The 14,714-nt window shown below is 64.5% G+C and carries 15 protein-coding genes and 1 tRNA gene; 7 read left to right on the top strand and 9 right to left on the bottom strand.

The window, feature by feature from the left end; genetic code table 11:
* Positions 1–184 precede the first annotated feature (184 nt).
* From mmsB to chvE, 3 genes are all read right to left on the bottom strand, one after another.
* On the bottom strand, positions 185–1,480 hold the full coding sequence (mmsB, locus tag CK219_RS06265) for a multiple monosaccharide ABC transporter permease (RefSeq protein ID WP_095765889.1): 1,296 nt from the start codon (positions 1,478–1,480) through the stop codon (positions 185–187).
* Entirely contained in the window at positions 1,477–3,009 is a 1,533-nt protein-coding gene (mmsA, locus tag CK219_RS06260) for a multiple monosaccharide ABC transporter ATP-binding protein (RefSeq protein ID WP_095765888.1), read from the bottom strand. The genes mmsB and mmsA overlap by 4 nt, the downstream gene beginning before the upstream one ends.
* Positions 3,010–3,196: 187 nt before the next feature.
* Positions 3,197–4,267 (bottom strand): multiple monosaccharide ABC transporter substrate-binding protein, encoded by a 1,071-nt coding sequence (chvE, locus tag CK219_RS06255; protein WP_095765887.1) that lies wholly within the window; start codon positions 4,265–4,267, stop codon positions 3,197–3,199.
* A 293-nt stretch (positions 4,268–4,560) separates the two neighbouring features.
* Here chvE and CK219_RS06250 point away from each other — a divergent pair, with 293 nt between their 5' ends.
* Complete coding sequence (locus tag CK219_RS06250) at positions 4,561–5,550, top strand: LysR family transcriptional regulator (protein ID WP_095765886.1); 990 nt, start codon at positions 4,561–4,563, stop codon at positions 5,548–5,550.
* Positions 5,551–5,652: 102 nt separating this feature from the next.
* Complete coding sequence (locus CK219_RS06245) at positions 5,653–5,988, top strand: protamine-2 (modular protein) (protein WP_095765885.1); 336 nt, start codon at positions 5,653–5,655, stop codon at positions 5,986–5,988.
* A 249-nt stretch (positions 5,989–6,237) separates the two neighbouring features.
* On the opposite strand, the gene CK219_RS06240 is transcribed toward CK219_RS06245, so the two are convergent.
* Positions 6,238–6,311 (bottom strand) — tRNA-Gly (locus tag CK219_RS06240).
* 138 nt (positions 6,312–6,449) lie between these two features.
* On the opposite strand from CK219_RS06240, the gene CK219_RS06235 reads away from it, so the two are divergent.
* Positions 6,450–6,719 carry a DUF6460 domain-containing protein gene (locus tag CK219_RS06235; protein WP_181166832.1) on the top strand — a complete coding sequence of 90 codons (270 nt, stop codon included), beginning with the start codon at positions 6,450–6,452 and terminating at the stop codon, positions 6,717–6,719.
* A 12-nt stretch (positions 6,720–6,731) separates the two neighbouring features.
* Here CK219_RS06235 and CK219_RS06230 read toward each other — a convergent pair whose 3' ends face one another.
* A complete protein-coding gene (locus tag CK219_RS06230) occupies positions 6,732–7,634 on the bottom strand; it encodes a histone deacetylase (protein ID WP_095765884.1) in 903 nt (300 codons plus the stop codon).
* A 195-nt stretch (positions 7,635–7,829) separates the two neighbouring features.
* On the opposite strand from CK219_RS06230, the gene CK219_RS06225 reads away from it, so the two are divergent.
* Complete coding sequence (locus tag CK219_RS06225) at positions 7,830–9,092, top strand: MATE family efflux transporter (protein ID WP_245340421.1); 1,263 nt, start codon at positions 7,830–7,832, stop codon at positions 9,090–9,092.
* Here the strand turns inward: CK219_RS06225 and CK219_RS06220 are convergent.
* A complete protein-coding gene (locus CK219_RS06220; protein WP_095765882.1) occupies positions 9,085–10,176 on the bottom strand; it encodes a quinone-dependent dihydroorotate dehydrogenase in 1,092 nt (363 codons plus the stop codon). The genes CK219_RS06225 and CK219_RS06220 overlap by 8 nt on opposite strands.
* On the bottom strand, positions 10,173–10,520 hold the full coding sequence (locus tag CK219_RS06215) for a DUF952 domain-containing protein (RefSeq protein WP_095765881.1): 348 nt from the start codon (positions 10,518–10,520) through the stop codon (positions 10,173–10,175). The genes CK219_RS06220 and CK219_RS06215 overlap by 4 nt, the downstream gene beginning before the upstream one ends.
* Before the next feature lie 112 nt (positions 10,521–10,632).
* Here CK219_RS06215 and CK219_RS06210 point away from each other — a divergent pair, with 112 nt between their 5' ends.
* Positions 10,633–11,064 carry a hypothetical protein gene (locus CK219_RS06210; RefSeq protein WP_095765880.1) on the top strand — a complete coding sequence of 144 codons (432 nt, stop codon included), beginning with the start codon at positions 10,633–10,635 and terminating at the stop codon, positions 11,062–11,064.
* A gap of 126 nt (positions 11,065–11,190) precedes the next feature.
* On the top strand, positions 11,191–11,850 hold the full coding sequence (locus CK219_RS06205) for a response regulator transcription factor (protein ID WP_095766186.1): 660 nt from the start codon (positions 11,191–11,193) through the stop codon (positions 11,848–11,850).
* Positions 11,851–11,947: 97 nt separating this feature from the next.
* Here CK219_RS06205 and CK219_RS06200 read toward each other — a convergent pair whose 3' ends face one another.
* The gene (locus tag CK219_RS06200) at positions 11,948–13,207 is read right to left on the bottom strand and encodes an MFS transporter (protein WP_095765879.1); all 1,260 of its coding nucleotides are present in this window, start codon (positions 13,205–13,207) and stop codon (positions 11,948–11,950) included.
* Positions 13,208–13,324: 117 nt separating this feature from the next.
* Positions 13,325–13,981 (bottom strand): O-methyltransferase, encoded by a 657-nt coding sequence (locus CK219_RS06195; protein WP_095765878.1) that lies wholly within the window; start codon positions 13,979–13,981, stop codon positions 13,325–13,327.
* A gap of 84 nt (positions 13,982–14,065) precedes the next feature.
* Here CK219_RS06195 and CK219_RS06190 point away from each other — a divergent pair, with 84 nt between their 5' ends.
* Positions 14,066–14,701, top strand: a complete 636-nt coding sequence (locus CK219_RS06190) for a TetR family transcriptional regulator (protein ID WP_095765877.1) — start codon at positions 14,066–14,068, stop codon at positions 14,699–14,701.
* The last annotated feature ends 13 nt before the right edge of the window (positions 14,702–14,714 follow it).

Below are 14,714 nucleotides of genomic sequence, written 5' to 3'. Positions count from 1 at the left end.
CTCATCTTGCCTGGCTGCCCGCGGGCAAACCTTGACCGGCGCGGCGCGGAGAAATCCGTGCCACGGTTGAAATTCTTCGTCCGGATTGCGCTCGCGAGCCCGGTCCTTGCCTGGACTTCTTGGCGCCGACGGGTTGCCGGCAGCTTCGCGATCTGAAACCCGTATGCCTCCTTAAGTCAGGTCTTCAGGCCTTGTTCTTGTTGTAGACGTCGAAGATGACGGCGCCGAGCAGCACCAGGCCTTTCACCACCTGCTGCCAGTCGACATTGACGCCCATGATCGACATGCCGTTGTTCATCACGCCCATGATGAAGCCGCCGACGACGGCGCCGATCACCTGTCCGACGCCGCCCATTGCCGAGGCGCCGCCGATGAAGACGGCCGCGATGACGTCGAGCTCGCTGCCGAGACCGGCAGCCGGCACGGCCTGGCCGAGGCGCGCCGCGATGATCAGGCCGCCCAGCGCCGAGAGCACGCCCATGTTGATGAAGACCAGCAGGGTCAGCCTTTCGGTGTTGATGCCCGAAAGCTGTGCGGCCTTGGCGTTGCCGCCCATGGCGTAGATGCGGCGGCCGATGGTCATGCGCTTGGTGACGAAGACGAACAGCGAGATCAGCACGCCCATCACCAGCAGCACGACCGGCAGGCCCCTGTAGCTGGCGAACTGGAAGACCAGGAACAGCGCCAGCGCGCTGCCCACCAGCGTCTTGATGACGAACAGCGGGAAGGGCTCCGCCTCATAGCCGTGACGCTCGCGCTTGCGCCGCGTCCTGAAGCCGAAATAGGCGTAGGCGAGTACCGCGATGAGGCCGAGCACGACTGTCGTCATGTGCAGCGTCAGTCCGCTGCCGACGATCGTCTTGCCGGCGGCATTGACCGTCGGCGGGATCAGCGTCAGCGGGCCGATCACGTCCGGAATGAAGCCGGAACTCAGCGCCTTGAAGCTGTCCGGCAGCGGACCGACCGAGGAGCCACCGCCGAGCAGCGCCTGGCAGATGCCGCGGAAGATCAGCATGCCCGCCAGTGTCACGATGAAGCTCGGTATCTTGTGATAGGCGATCCAGTAGCCTTGCGCAGCGCCGATGAGCGCCCCGACGATCAGGCACACGATCGAGACCACCAGCGGATTCGAGAACATCCCAAGCGGCCAGATCACCATCATCATCGCCGCCAGAGCGCCGATAAAGCCGGCGACCGATCCGACGCTGAGGTCGATATAGCCAGCGACGATCACCAACAGCATGCCAAGCGCCATCACGATGATGAACGAGTTCTGCTGCACCAGATTGCTGAGGTTCACCGGTTTGAACAGCGTTCCCGACGTCGTGTATTGGAAAAACAGCATGATGACGATCAGCGCGATGATCAGGCCGTATTCGCGCAGGTTCGTCGTCAGCGCCGAGACGGCGACGCGCGGACCCTGCTGCTTGACGTCCTCGGCGAGCCCGCTTTGCGGCGCGGGAGCGCTTTCTGTGCTCATGATGCTTTTCCTTCTCCGCGAACGATGGCGCGCATGATTTTTTCCTGGCTTGCGTCGCTTGCAGCCATTTCGCCGACTATACGCCCTTCGTTCATCACATAGATACGGTCGGAGATACCGAGCAGTTCGGGCATTTCCGACGAGATGACGATGATCGCTTTGCCTTCGGCGGCAAGGCGCGCGATGATCGTATAGATTTCGTACTTCGCGCCGACGTCAATGCCGCGGGTCGGCTCGTCGAGGATCAAAACCTCCGGATCGGCGAACAGCCATTTCGACAGCACGACTTTCTGCTGGTTGCCACCCGAGAGGTTGCCGGTCAGCTGGTAGACGCTGGAGGCGCGGATGTTGGTCTTCTTGCGGTAGTCATTGGCGACGCTCATCTCGCGCATGTCGTCGATGACGCCGCGGCTGGAAACGCCGGAGAGGTTGGCCAAAGTCACATTGTGCTTGATGTGGTCGATCAGGTTGAGGCCGTAGGTCTTGCGGTCTTCGGTGACATAGGCGATGCCGCTCGCCACCGCCTTGCTCACCGATGAGAGGTCGATAGGCTTGCCGTGCAGCGACACCTCTCCGGTGATGTGCCGGCCGTAGGAGCGTCCGAAAAGGCTCATCGCGAATTCGGTCCGGCCGGCGCCCATTAGCCCGGCGATACCGACAACCTCGCCCTTGCGCACATTGAGGTTGATGTTCTTGATCACCTGCCGCTCGGCATGGATCGGGTGGTAAACCGACCAGTCCTTCACCTCGAAGATGACGTCGCCGATCTTCGGCTCGCGCGGCGGGTAGCGGTCGTCGAGCGAGCGGCCGACCATCGAGGTGATGATGCGGTCTTCCGAGATGTCCTTCCTCGGCAAGGTCTCGATGGTGCGCCCGTCGCGGATCACCGTCACCTTGTCGGCGACGCGGTTCACCTCGTTGAGCTTGTGCGAGATCAGGATCGAGGTCATGCCCTGGCGCTTGAACTCGAGCAGAAGGTCGAGCAGCGCCTGGCTGTCCTTCTCGCTGAGCGAGGCCGTCGGCTCGTCGAGGATCAGGAGCTTCACTTCCTTGCTCAGCGCCTTGGCGATCTCGACCAGCTGCTGCTTGCCGACGCCGATATTGGTGATCAGCGTCTTGGGGTCTTCCTTGAGCCCGACCTTCTTGAGCAGGGCGCCGGTACGCGTCTCGTTGGCGTCCCAGTCGATGACGCCGTAGGTGGCGTGCTCGTTGCCAAGGAAGATGTTTTCCGTGATCGACAGCATCGGCACCAGGGCAAGCTCCTGGTGGATGATGACGATGCCGATATGCTCGCTGTCGTGAATGCCTTTGAAATTGCATTCCTGGCCGCGGAAGATGATCTGGCCCTCATAGGTGCCGGATGGATAGACGCCCGACAGCACCTTCATCAGTGTCGACTTGCCGGCGCCGTTCTCGCCGACGACGGCGTGGATCTCACCTTCCTCGACGCTGAGATTGACGTTCGACAACGCCTTCACGCCGGGGAACGTCTTGGTGATGTCGCGCATCTCCAAAATCGTCGAGGCCATCAGGATCTGCTCCCTGGCGCAGGCCTTCCACTCGCGGAAAGCGTCTTGCGCGAAATCAACATGCCACAGTTTCGCTCATGCCTTGGCGGCATATGGCGCTGCGGTAGCCGGCAAAAACAATACCGGGGTCGCTTGCGAACGAAAAGGGGCCCTGCAGTCGCGCAGGACCCCTTCCTTTGAGACCGGATTACTTCAGCTCTTCAGCCTTGATGTAGCCGGAGTCGACGACCAGTTCCTTGTAGTTCGACTTGTCGACCTCATGCGGCGTCAACAGGATCGAGGGAACGACCTTGACGTCGTTGTTGTAGGTCTTGGTGTCGAGGCCGTCCGGCTTGCCGCCGGAGAGCACCTTGTCGACCAGCTGCACGGTGGCCTTGGCCAGCTCGCGGGTGTCCTTGAACACGGTCGAGTACTGCTCGCCCGAGATGATCAGCTTGACCGAGGCGGTCTCGGCGTCCTGGCCGGTCACGATCGGCCAGGGCTGGGCTTCCGTGCCGTAGCCGACGGCGCGCAGCGAGGCGGTGATGCCGCGCGACAGGCCGTCATAAGGAGACAGAACGCCGTCGACGCGGCTGCCGTCCGAGTAGTTGGCCGAGAGCAGGTTGTCCATGCGCGCCTGGGCGGTGGCGGCGAGCCAGCGCAAGGTGCCGACCTTGTCCATGCCCATCTGGCCGGACTTGATCTTGATCGAGCCGTCGTCGATCAGCGGCTGCAGGACGGACATGGCGCCGTTGTAGAAGAAGAAGGCGTTGTTGTCGTCCGGCGAGCCGCCGAACAGCTCCACGTTCCACGGCTTGGTGTTCGGGAAGCGCTCCTTGAGCCCCTTGACCAGCGAGTTCGCCTGGATCACGCCGACGCCGAAATTGTCGAAGGTGGTGTAGTAGTCGACATTCGGGGTCTTCTTGATCAGGCGGTCATAGGCGATGGTGACGACGCCGGCATCATTGGCCTTCTGCAGCGCGTCGGCCATGGTGGTGCCGTCGATCGAAGCGATGATCAGCGCCTTCGGGCCTTTGGTGATTTCGTTTTCCAGCTGGCTGAGCTGGTTCGGGATGTCGTCCTGCGCATATTGCAGGTCGACGGTGTAGCCGAGCGCTTCGAGCTGGGACTTGACGGCGTCGCCGTCATTGATCCAGCGCTGCGAGGTCTTGGTCGGCATCAGCACGCCGACGAGACCCTTGTCGGCGGCGTGCGCCGAATAGGTCGTGGCGGCAATGCCAAGGGCCGCGATGGCGGCCAGCGTCTTGATGATCTTCACGATTACTCTCCCTGGTTGATGGACGCGACACCTCGGGGCTTCGCGGGCCGCGCAGTCGAACAGGTGCGCTGGCGCGCCACTGTCGGCTTTATCGATCTCCGGTATCCTCCCAATCGGCCCCGCGGCGCAGTTTCAATCGATACGATTTCGCTCGTCGCCGACCCCTGCGCATCGGAACGCGCGGAGGGTGGGTCGCTTTGACATAACTGTCAAATGCGATCTTTGCTGGTTGCTATATCGATACTGGTATGGCTTAAGCGATCGATAGAAACCCGCACAGGAGACCGAAAACAATGGCGGCGTTGCGCGATCCCGATGCGATTTCAGGTGGTTACGAGAAATTGCCGCGAGATGGCGAGACGTTGCTGCGCAGCGGCCTCAGTCTCCGCCACATGCGCATGATTGCCGCCTTGGACGATCACGGGCGGGTGAGCGCCGCCGCCCAGGTCATGAACATCTCCCAGCCGGCCGCCTCGCGCATGATCGCCGAGATGGAAGCGGTGCTCGACGTGAAGTTGTGCGAGCGGCTGCCGCGCGGCGTGACGCTGACCCCCTACGGCCAGGCGCTCGCCCGGCGCGCCCGCTCCATCCTGCTCGAGATGCGGGAGGCCGATCGTGAGATTTCCGAGCTCAAGGCCGGCAAGGGCGGCTCCGTATTCCTCGGCGCGGTCACGGCGCCGGCGATCGAGCTGGCCGTGCCGGCGATCCGTGAGATCCGCCGCATCTATCCGCGCATCGAGATCACAATGCAGGTCGAGACCTCGAACGTGCTGGCCCGCGAGCTGATCGCCTCGCGCCACGACTTCATCATCGCCCGCATCCCGGACGATCTCAATCCGCGGCTCTTCGAATCGCGCGTCATCGGCGTCGAGAAGGCCTGCCTCATCGTGCGCCGCGGCCACCCGCTGGCGAGCGGCAAGATGGTGCGGCTGGAAGATACCGCGGCCTATGACTGGGTGTTCCAGTCCGGCGGCTCGCCGCTGCGCCAGGCGATGGAAAGCAACTTTTTGAACCGCGACATTCCGCTGCCCGACCGCATCCTCAACACCTCTTCGCTGCTGCTCACCTTGGTGATGGTGGCGCAGTCGGACGCCATCGCGCCGGTCTCGATCCAGGTCGCCAAGTTCATCCAGGGCGGCGATGGGCTGGCCGGCGCCATCGATGTCGTGCAGACCGAGTTCGACATCGAGGTCCGGCCCTACAGTCTGATCACGGTCAGGAACCGGGCGCTCTCGCCCGCCGCCAAGATGCTGCACGACTTCATTTTGCGCGAGGTGGGCTGATGGAACGAGAATGCTACTTGCACGTTCAAACCGATCGGTCGCTCCCTGGAGCCCGTTGCGGGTGAGGAAGGGCTGCCGTGCCCAACAGCTCGGGAGGTTTTTATGGAACGTCGGTTGTTTCTCACCGGAATGCTTGGCGTTGCGGGGGCGGCAGCGCTTGCAAGCCTGGCCGGACCCAGCAAGGCCGTTGCCGGTATTCCCGCCGGCAACGGAATTCTGGATGAATTGGATAAGCCGGATCCGGCCATCTACGAGGAGGATGATCAGGCCGATCTGCTGCAGCCAGCCCAGTACTACCGGCGTCGGTATTACCGTGATCGGTACTACCGACGCCGCCGGCGCCACGTTTGGAGAAGGGTCTGCCGGCGCTACTGGCGCCATGGCCGGCGTCATGTCCGCTGCTGGCGCCGCCGCGTCTGGATCGGCTTCCGGCTCTAGAGCATGATCATCTAGGTCGATAGCGACCATGTATCGGGGCTGCCGGGTGAATCGCTGACTGGGGTCTTGCATGGGTGTGCAAGACCCCAACGCTCGCTTTACAAACAGCCGAATTCACCCTCGCGCAAACTGCCCGGCCTGAGGATCGACCCGATGCAATTCCGCCCCGCGATCGCCGGCAGCCGAGTTGAATCGGACGCGCAATTTGGCCCCTTGGTAAGGTCTCACTCAAATGCCTGCGGTGCAAGCTGGAGCGGGTAGCGGGAATCGAACCCGCGCGTTCAGCTTGGGAAGCTGACAAGCTACCATTACATCATACCCGCGTCGGCCACCTCGTTATCATGATGGCAGGGCGTCAAGCAATCGGCAAAGCGGAACCGCGGCTCCATTGCTTGATGCCTTTCCGCGGAATGCGTATCTCTGATATCGCCCCGCCCGAATTGGGCGGCTCGAACCGGAGAATGGCCTTGTCCGCACTGACGCGCTTTCTTGGCGACACGCCGCTCAGGGTATTCCTGAAGCTGCTCGTGGTCTCCTTCCTCGTCGGCCTGGTCATGCATGCCTTCGGCTGGTCGCCGATGGACGTCTTTTACGGCATCCGCCAGTTCTTCGTCGATCTGTGGAATCTCGGCTTCCACGCCATCGACCGCTTCCTGGGCTACATCCTGCTCGGCGCCGCGATCGTCGTGCCGGTGTTCATCCTGCTCAGGATCGCCAGCTACAGGAAATAGTTCGGCGCGGCCTCACGCATATCGCGACGCCACCTCGAACAGGATAGCGTGGCGCGCGGCCAGCGCCGGCACGTCGGTCGAGTAACCGCCGCCGATGACGCCGCACAGTGGCACGCCCTGCTTGCGGAAATGGCCGATGACCATGTCTTCGCGGGCGCTGAGACCGTCGTCGGTGAGCGCCAGCCGGCCGAGCCTGTCCTCGGCATGGACATCCACGCCGGCATTGTAGAAAACGATGTCCCAGCGCCTTTGCCCGGAGAGTTCCGGCAGGATGGCGGCGAGCCGTTCGAGATAGGCGTCGTCGCCTGTCCCGTCCGGCAAGGCGACGTCGACGTCGGAGGCGATCTTGCGCACCGGGTAGTTGCGCTCGCCATGCATGGAAAAGGTGAAGGCGCGAGGCTCGCCCTTGAGAATGTCGGCCGTGCCGTCGCCCTGATGCACGTCGAGATCGACGACCAGCACGTTTTCGACGGCGCCTTCGGCCAGCAGCGCCAGCGCGGCGACGGCGACATCGTTGAAGGTGCAGAAGCCGGCGCCTTGCGCGCGCCTGGCATGATGGCTGCCGCCGGCGGCGTTGCAGGCAATGCCATGTTTAAGCGCCAGCCTGGCAGCCAGCACCGTACCCGCGGTGGCGAGCTGCGCCCTCAATGACACGCGCGGACCGATCGGAAAGCCGATCTCGCGCTCTATTTTCGCCGGTACCTGGCAGGCGATCACCTGATCGACATAGTCGGCCGCGTGCGCCAGCTTCAGGCGTGCGGCCGGCGCCGGTTCCGGCATCGAAAGCGCGCCGTGCACGGCTAGACCGCGTAAGCGCAAAGTCTCCATCAGCAGAGGATACTTGCTCATCGGAAAGCGGTGATTGACGGCGAAGCCTGCGTCATAGTCGGGGTGATGGACGGTCTGCAGCGGCATGAATTGGTGGCTGCGCCAGGTTTGCAATTCGGTTGGTAGTCCGGCGGATATGGTTGCGTGATGCCGGCAAACTGGGGCACATCGGGTCCTCGATCAAGCCGCAATCGGACAGGCAGCAGTCCCTTGGACGTAACACAAGCCAGCGCCAGGTCTTTCGTCGTCACCAACCGCTCAGTGCTGGCGATCGCCGTGCCGATGACGCTTGCCTATCTGACGACGCCGCTGCTCGGCATCGTCGACACGGCGGTGGTCGGCCAATTCGGCGACGCGGCCCTGCTTGGCGGCCTGGCGGCGGGATCGCTGGTCTTCGACGTTGTCTTCACCAGCTTCAACTTCCTGCGCTCCGGCACCACCGGCCTCGTCGCCCAGGCCTTCGGGCGCGGCGATGCGCTGGAGGAGCAGGCAGTGCTGTGGCGCGCCGTGCTGATCGCGGTCGTCGCCGGCGTCATACTTGCCGCCCTTGCGCCGCTCTTTGCCGTCGCCGGCCAATGGTTCATGGGCGCCGAGCCGCGCGTTAGCGAAGCGATGTCGGTCTACATCCGCATCAGACTGCTCGCCGCGCCCTTCTCGCTGATCAACTACGCCATACTGGGCTACGTGCTGGGGCGAGGCGAGGGCGGGCTCGGGCTGATGCTGCAGGCGGTGCTCAACGGCATCAACATCTTGCTCTGCTTCCTGCTCGGTCTCGAGCTCGGCTGGGGCGTTGCCGGCGTCGCCTGGGCGACCGTCACCGGCGAATTCCTGGCCCTGCTGCTTGGCCTTGCCATCGTGCTCAGTCGCTTCCGCAGGCTGGAGCGGCCGTCGCGCCGCCGCATCCTCGAGTTGCCAGCCTACCGGCGCATGCTGTCGCTCAACCGCGACATCATGATCCGCTCCTTCTCGCTGCTTGCCGCCTTCGCGCTGTTCACCAGGCAGGGCGCGCAGTTCGGCACGGTGACGCTCGCCGCCAACGCCGTGCTGATGAATTTCTTCCTCATCGCCGGCTATTTCCTCGACGGCTTCGCCACCGCCGCCGAGCAGCTTGCCGGCCGAGCCATCGGCGCGCATGCGCCCGCCCCGTTCCGGCAAGCAGTCCGGCTGACGCTGATCTGGGGCTTTGGCCTCGCCGGTATCGCCACGCTCATCCTGCTGACCGCCGGCGCCAGTCTGGTGGCGCTGGTGACGACGTCGCCGGATGTTCGCGCGGTCGCCGACACCTATCTGCCCTGGGCCGCCTTCACGGCGCTGAGTGGTGTGCTCGCCTTCCAGATGGACGGCGTCTTCATCGGCGCCACCTGGTCGCGCGACATGCGCAACATGATGCTGTTGTCGTTCCTCGCCTTCAGCGCCGCGCTCATCACCCTGGCGCCGGCACTCGGCAACAGCGGCCTGTGGGCATCGCTGCATGTCTTTCTGCTGGTAAGGGGGCTGAGCTTGCTGACGGTCCTGCGGCTGAGAATGCGAACAGCGTTCAGCTGATCGGTTTTGAAGCCCAGCGCTCGCAAGCCGAGTCGCGCAGATCCCTGATCGAGCCAAGCCGCTCACGCTCCACGTATCGCGCCATGCCGGCGACGATGCGCCCCGGCAGTACCGGCCCGGCATAGATCATGCCGGTGTAGAGCTGGACCAGATCGGCGCCGGCGCGGATTTTCTCCAGCGCCGTTTCGGTGGAGTCCACCCCGCCGACGCCGATGAGGGCAATGCTTGGGCCGAGCAGCTTGCGCATACGGGCGAGAACCGCGGTCGAACGCTCGAACAATGGTTTCCCTGAAAGACCGCCGGTTTCATTCGCCACGCCGCCGCTTCGCAATCCTGTCCTTGCAAGCGTCGTGTTGGAGACGATGACGCCGTCGATCTTCTTCTCGGCGACTTCGGCGGCGATGTCTTCGAGCTCCGCCTCGACGAGGTCCGGCGCGATCTTGAGGAAAATCGGCGGCTGCGCGGGGGCCGCGGCACGGGCGGCCATCACCCGTGACAAGAGCTCACCGAGTTGCTCGCGCGCCTGCATGTTGCGCAGGCCGGGCGTGTTGGGCGAGGAGATGTTGACGGTCAGATAGCTCGCATAGGGCGCGAAGCGGGCGACGCCGCGCTCATAGTCGGCGATGCGGTCGGCGCTGTCCTTGTTGGCGCCGATGTTGACGCCGACGATGCCCGGCCGCCTCTTGCGCGCGGCAAGACGCTTTTCGGCGGCCGCATGGCCCTCATTGTTGAAGCCCAGCCGGTTGATCACCGCCTCGTCCGCCGTCAGCCGGAAGATGCGCGGCTTCGGATTGCCGGCTTGCGGCAGCGGCGTGATGGTGCCGACCTCGGCGAAGCCGAAGCCAAGCCCAAGCAGCGCGTCCGGCACTTCGGCGTTCTTGTCGTAGCCGGCGGCCATGCCGAGCGGGTTTGGAAAGTCGAGGCCGCAAAGGCTGATCTTCAGCCGCGCGTCACGCGTCGGGCGCCGCGGCGCCGTCGCGCCGACTGGCAGCCCGCAGCGCAGCGTCGCGATCGACAGGCCGTGCGCGGTTTCCGGATCGAAGGAGAAAAGCAGCTTCTGGCCGATCCGGTCGAGCACGCTCATTCGCCCTCCAGCGTCGGGAATTCGTGGCCGTCCGCGCCGAGCGGCAGCGGCTTTACCCAGAGAACGGCATCAAGGTCGAGCTCGGCGTAGAGATGCGGGAACAGGGCGCCGCCGCGCGAGACCTCGTATTTCAGCGCATCACCCAGCCTTGCCGCGTCGATTGCGATCAGCAGCAGGTCCGTCTGCTCGGCGAAATGCCTGGCCGCCGTCTCGCGAACCTGGCCGGCGGTGGAGAAATGGATGAAGCCGTCGGCGATGTCGATCGGCGCGCCGGCGAAGCGCCCGTTCTTCTCGGCTTCACGCCAAAGCGCCTCGGGCGCGATCTTGTAGATAATCTGAGACATTGTCGCGCTATAGTCCTAACCGAAGGTGCGGGGAAGGCTCGAAGCTCGACTCTTCCCCATTTCCGGCGCAAACCTGTGATAGCCCGCCTTCACTGGCTCATGGAGGAACAACATGCGTCTGCAGCACATCGTGATCCCCGCGGCGCTTTGCTCGCTGGTTGCCGCATCCGCCTATTCCGAGGAAACCGACCACTACCGTTTGGAGAAGTCGGCCAACGGCTATGTCCGCATGGACACAAGGACCGGCGCCATGTCTGTCTGCGAGGAGCGCTCAGGCCAGCTCGTCTGCAAGATGGCCGCCGACGAGCGGGCCGCCTACCAGGACGAGATCGACCGGCTGGACAATTCGGTCAAGGCGCTCGACGCGCGCGTCGCCAAGCTCGAGAATTCGCTCTCGGCCCGGCTGGAATCGCAACTGCCGAGCGAAGAGGATTTCAACAAGACGATGGGCTATATGGAGCGCTTCTTCCGGACCTTCAAGGACATCGTCAAGGACCTGGACAAGGAAGATGGCGACGGCAAGCTGAACCAGCAGAAGACCTGATTGCAAAGCCGCCTTGGGGAAAACCCCGCGCGCGGCCTTTGCCGCTTGAAAACGCGCCGCGTCGCCGCATAATCATTCCGTCCCCGCAAGAAGCACACAATGATGATGGGATCGGGGGAGGACTATTTGCCGTCGGGCCACACTTTCGTCATTGCCGACGACCATCCGCTTTTTCGCGGCGCGCTGAAGGAGGCGCTTGCCGGCATCGGCGACGTTGCCGCCATCCACGAGGCCGGCGATTTCGAAAGCGCCAAGGCGCTGGTGCTTGCCAATGAAGATATCGATATGGTGCTGCTTGACCTGTCGATGCCGGGCGCCAGCGGCCTCTCCGGCCTGATCTCGCTGCGCGGTATCCATCCGGCGGTGCCGCTGGTGGTGGTATCGGCGCATGACGATCCCGTCACCATCCGCCGCGCGCTCGATCTCGGCGCTTCCGGCTTCATCTCCAAATCGGCCAGCATGGACGAGATACGCGGCGCCGTGCAGGCGGTGCTTGCCGGCGACATTGCCGCGCCGGCCGGCATTGAGCTCGGCGTCGAGCGCGACCCGGAAATCTCCGACCTGATCAAGCGGCTCCAGGCGCTGACGCCGCAGCAGACGCGGGTGCTCGGCATGCTGGCGGAGGGCCTGCTCAACAAGCAGATCGCCTATGAGCTCGGCGTCTCCGAGGCCACTATCAAGGCGCATGTCTCGGCCATCCTGCAGAAGCTCGGCGTCGACAGCCGCACCCAGGCGGTCATCCAGCTGTCGAAGATCGGCGGCGACCCGCTGCAGCCGGTCGGCTGATCGCAGGCACCTCAGGCGAAGCTTTTCACCCTAACCGAACCCGACCAGCGCTGATCGAACATGCGGTCGCCTCGCGTCGGGTCGATGGCTGCGCCCGTCAGCGATAGTTTTCGACGGCCGAGCCCAATTGCGACGCGGCATCATCCTCGGTCGGGCCTGAAGGATTACGCGCCCGCCCGATCGCGGCGCCGAGGCCCAGCGAAGCGATCGCCACCAGTGGAATGCCGGCGATCCAGGGCAGGCGCGGCGCGAGCGCATAGAACGCCGTGCCGATCGACGGTCCGAGCGAGTCCTTCAGGTCGACCGCCACAGACGAGGCGGCCATATAGGAAGCGCGTCGCGGCGATGGTGCGAGCGCGTTGACGGCGGTCGGCACGAGCGGCCCGACCAGCATCTGTCCCACCGAGCAGAAGCTGACTGCGACGACCAGCGAAAGTATCGCCGGCGAGGTCGCCAGCAGGGTAAAGGCGGCGATGGTCGAGATGCCGGCGCCGGCTGCCAGCCAAAGCGCCGATCGCGTCTCGGCAAAGCGGCTGACCAGCATCTGCAAACCGACCGTCAGGGCGGCCGCATAGGCAAACAGCGCGCCGACACCGGACGGGGTGAGCGTGCCGGCATCCTGCGCATAGAGCGGGATGACCGCTTCGATCCAGTTGCCGGAAATCTCGAACAGCACGACCCAGGCGAGCAGCTTTGCCAGGCGGCCGTCGTGAAAGGCCGGCAGCAGCGCCGACAGGCCTTCCTCTTCCTCCGTTTCCCCATGGTCGGCTGCGGCATGGCCGCGCGTCTCGGCGAATGCGGCAAGCATGACGATGCCGCCGAAGAGCAGCATACCGCCGCCGGCCAGGAACACGCTGCCAAGCGAAACGAGCGCCAGCAGCGCGCCGCAGGCCGGGCCGAGGATCTGTCCGGCGCTCGAGCTGACGCGCGCCATGCCGAACCAGCGCGGATGCGCCGGCGGTTCCGTCACATCGGCGATAGCTGTGAGGATGGTCGGGTGGAGCACCGACTCGCATATGCCGGTCAAAAGCAGCACGGCCGCGGTGGCGGCGACGCCATGGGCGAAGAACAGCGCGACGAAGCCGCAGCCGACGCCGAGCGATGACAGGATCAGCACCGGCCGCCGGCCGACCCGGTCGGCGATACCGCCGATCAGCGGCGCGGCGATCAATTCGCCGCCGGCATAGCAGGCAAACAAAAGCCCGATCGCGCCGATCGGAATGTTCGCCTCGCCGCTCGCCCAGAGCGGAAAGAAGGGCACCAGCGCGCCGTCGGCGAAACCGGCGCAGAAGAACAGGAACAGGCCGAGCAGAGCCGGGCGCGGCAGCCCGCGCCAGGACGATGGGAGGAGGGTCATGATGTCACCTACGCGTCAAAGGCCGAAGGCCGGAGCCAGAAAGCCGGGATTGCGCGTTGGTTGACGTAAACGCCTACGGCTGCCTCCGAAGCAGCATGGGGTAGTTTCGAGCAGGCCTTAGCCGAGCCGCATCGACAGCTCCACGTCGTCGCCGAACGGCGTCGACATATAGCCACCGGCCGGCGCGCGCACCCGATCCAGATAGTCGGGCGAGAAATCGGCATTGTCGGCGATGACCAGCGCGCCCGGCCTGAGCCGGCTCTCGACCAGGCTCAATATCTCTGGATAGAGCGCCTTGGCGCCGTCGAGCAGCAGGAGGTCTATCCGGTCAGGCAGGTCGGAGCTGAGCGTTTCCAGCGCGTCGCCCTCCCGGATCTCCACCAGGTCGATGAGGCCGCCTTCGGTCAGATTGGCCTTGGCCCGCGTTACCTTCGACGGCTCGAATTCCGTCGTGATCAGCCGGCCGCCGCCATTGTCGCGCAGCGCCGCGGCAAGATAGAGCGTCGAGATGCCGAACGATGTGCCGAATTCGACGATGATGCGCGCGCCGGTGCTGCGCGCCAGCATGTAGAGCAGCGTGCCGGTCTCCGGCGAGACCGCAAGCCACAGGTCCTTCAGCCTGCCGTAGAACTGGCGATACTCGGTCTTGCTGTGGAGCAGGCGCGTCCGTTCGTCGCGCGAGTACTGGGCGATCGCCGGGCTGGTCGCCGCGTCGGCTTCCTTGAACAGGCGGGCGAGCAGCGGTGCCAAAGGGGTTGCGGTCAGGGTGGTCATGGCTGTCTCCGGCGGGGTTCTTGTGTTGCTTCGAAAAATACGAATAATCCTTCAGGTTTCCAATTCGCATTTCGGCGCGCGACCATGATCCAACGCTCAAGCCCTTCAATTTCCACCCGAAAACAGCCAAAGCAGGCGCGCGCCACGGAGCTGGTCGCGGCGATTTTAGAGGCGGCTGCTCAGGTTTTGGCTGCTCAAGGCGCGCAGCGTTTCACCACCACGCGCGTTGCCGAAAGGGCGGGCGTCAGCGTCGGTTCGCTCTACCAGTATTTCCCGAACAAGGCGGCCCTGCTGTTCAGGTTGCAGAGTGACGAATGGCGCCAGACGACAGAGCTTTTGTGCGGCATTCTCGAAAATACCGGGCTATCACCGCTCGAGCGGACAAGAACGCTGGTCCACGCCTTCATCCGCTCCGAATGCGAGGAGGCGGCGGTGCGCGGCGCGCTGAACGACGCCGCGCCGCTCTATCGGGATGCGCCGGAGGCTGACGAGGCGAGGGCGGCGGCGAGCCGGACCGTCGGGACCTTCATGCGCGAGACGCTTCCTGACGCGCCGGACAGCGGCCGCGCCCTGGCCGGCGACCTGATCATCAAGACGCTGAGCGCTGTGGGGGCGGATTTCTCGGAAAAGGAGCGAACGGCCGATGAGATCGAAGCCTATTCCGATGCGCTGGCCGACATGTTCTGCGCCTATCTCCGAAGCCTCGGGCATCGCGGCTGATAGCAGTGTTTTG

The sequence above is a fragment of the Mesorhizobium sp. WSM4313 genome (assembly GCF_002294725.1).
Taxonomy (GTDB): Bacteria; Pseudomonadota; Alphaproteobacteria; order Rhizobiales; family Rhizobiaceae; genus Mesorhizobium.
The sequence above is the reverse complement of the archived record's forward strand: the minus strand, read 5'-3'. Positions and strand labels throughout refer to the sequence as shown.

Bases quoted from the DNA above. Each gene is read 5' to 3' on its own strand.
- CK219_RS06225 (WP_245340421.1), top strand. From the start codon at position 7,830: ATGACGCTTGCCTATCTGACGACGCCGCTGCTCGGCATCGTCGACACG.
- CK219_RS06195 (WP_095765878.1), bottom strand. From the start codon at position 13,981: ATGACCACCCTGACCGCAACCCCTTTGGCACCGCTGCTCGCCCGCCTG.
- mmsA (WP_095765888.1), bottom strand. From the start codon at position 3,009: ATGGCCTCGACGATTTTGGAGATGCGCGACATCACCAAGACGTTCCCC.
- mmsB (WP_095765889.1), bottom strand. From the start codon at position 1,480: ATGAGCACAGAAAGCGCTCCCGCGCCGCAAAGCGGGCTCGCCGAGGAC.
- CK219_RS06215 (WP_095765881.1), bottom strand. From the start codon at position 10,520: ATGTCTCAGATTATCTACAAGATCGCGCCCGAGGCGCTTTGGCGTGAA.
- CK219_RS06230 (WP_095765884.1), bottom strand. From the start codon at position 7,634: ATGCCGCTGCAGACCGTCCATCACCCCGACTATGACGCAGGCTTCGCC.
- CK219_RS06220 (WP_095765882.1), bottom strand. From the start codon at position 10,176: ATGAGCGTGCTCGACCGGATCGGCCAGAAGCTGCTTTTCTCCTTCGAT.
- CK219_RS06210 (WP_095765880.1), top strand. From the start codon at position 10,633: ATGCGTCTGCAGCACATCGTGATCCCCGCGGCGCTTTGCTCGCTGGTT.
- CK219_RS06245 (WP_095765885.1), top strand. From the start codon at position 5,653: ATGGAACGTCGGTTGTTTCTCACCGGAATGCTTGGCGTTGCGGGGGCG.
- CK219_RS06235 (WP_181166832.1), top strand. From the start codon at position 6,450: ATGGCCTTGTCCGCACTGACGCGCTTTCTTGGCGACACGCCGCTCAGG.
- CK219_RS06200 (WP_095765879.1), bottom strand. From the start codon at position 13,207: ATGACCCTCCTCCCATCGTCCTGGCGCGGGCTGCCGCGCCCGGCTCTG.
- CK219_RS06190 (WP_095765877.1), top strand. From the start codon at position 14,066: ATGATCCAACGCTCAAGCCCTTCAATTTCCACCCGAAAACAGCCAAAG.
- CK219_RS06250 (WP_095765886.1), top strand. From the start codon at position 4,561: ATGGCGGCGTTGCGCGATCCCGATGCGATTTCAGGTGGTTACGAGAAA.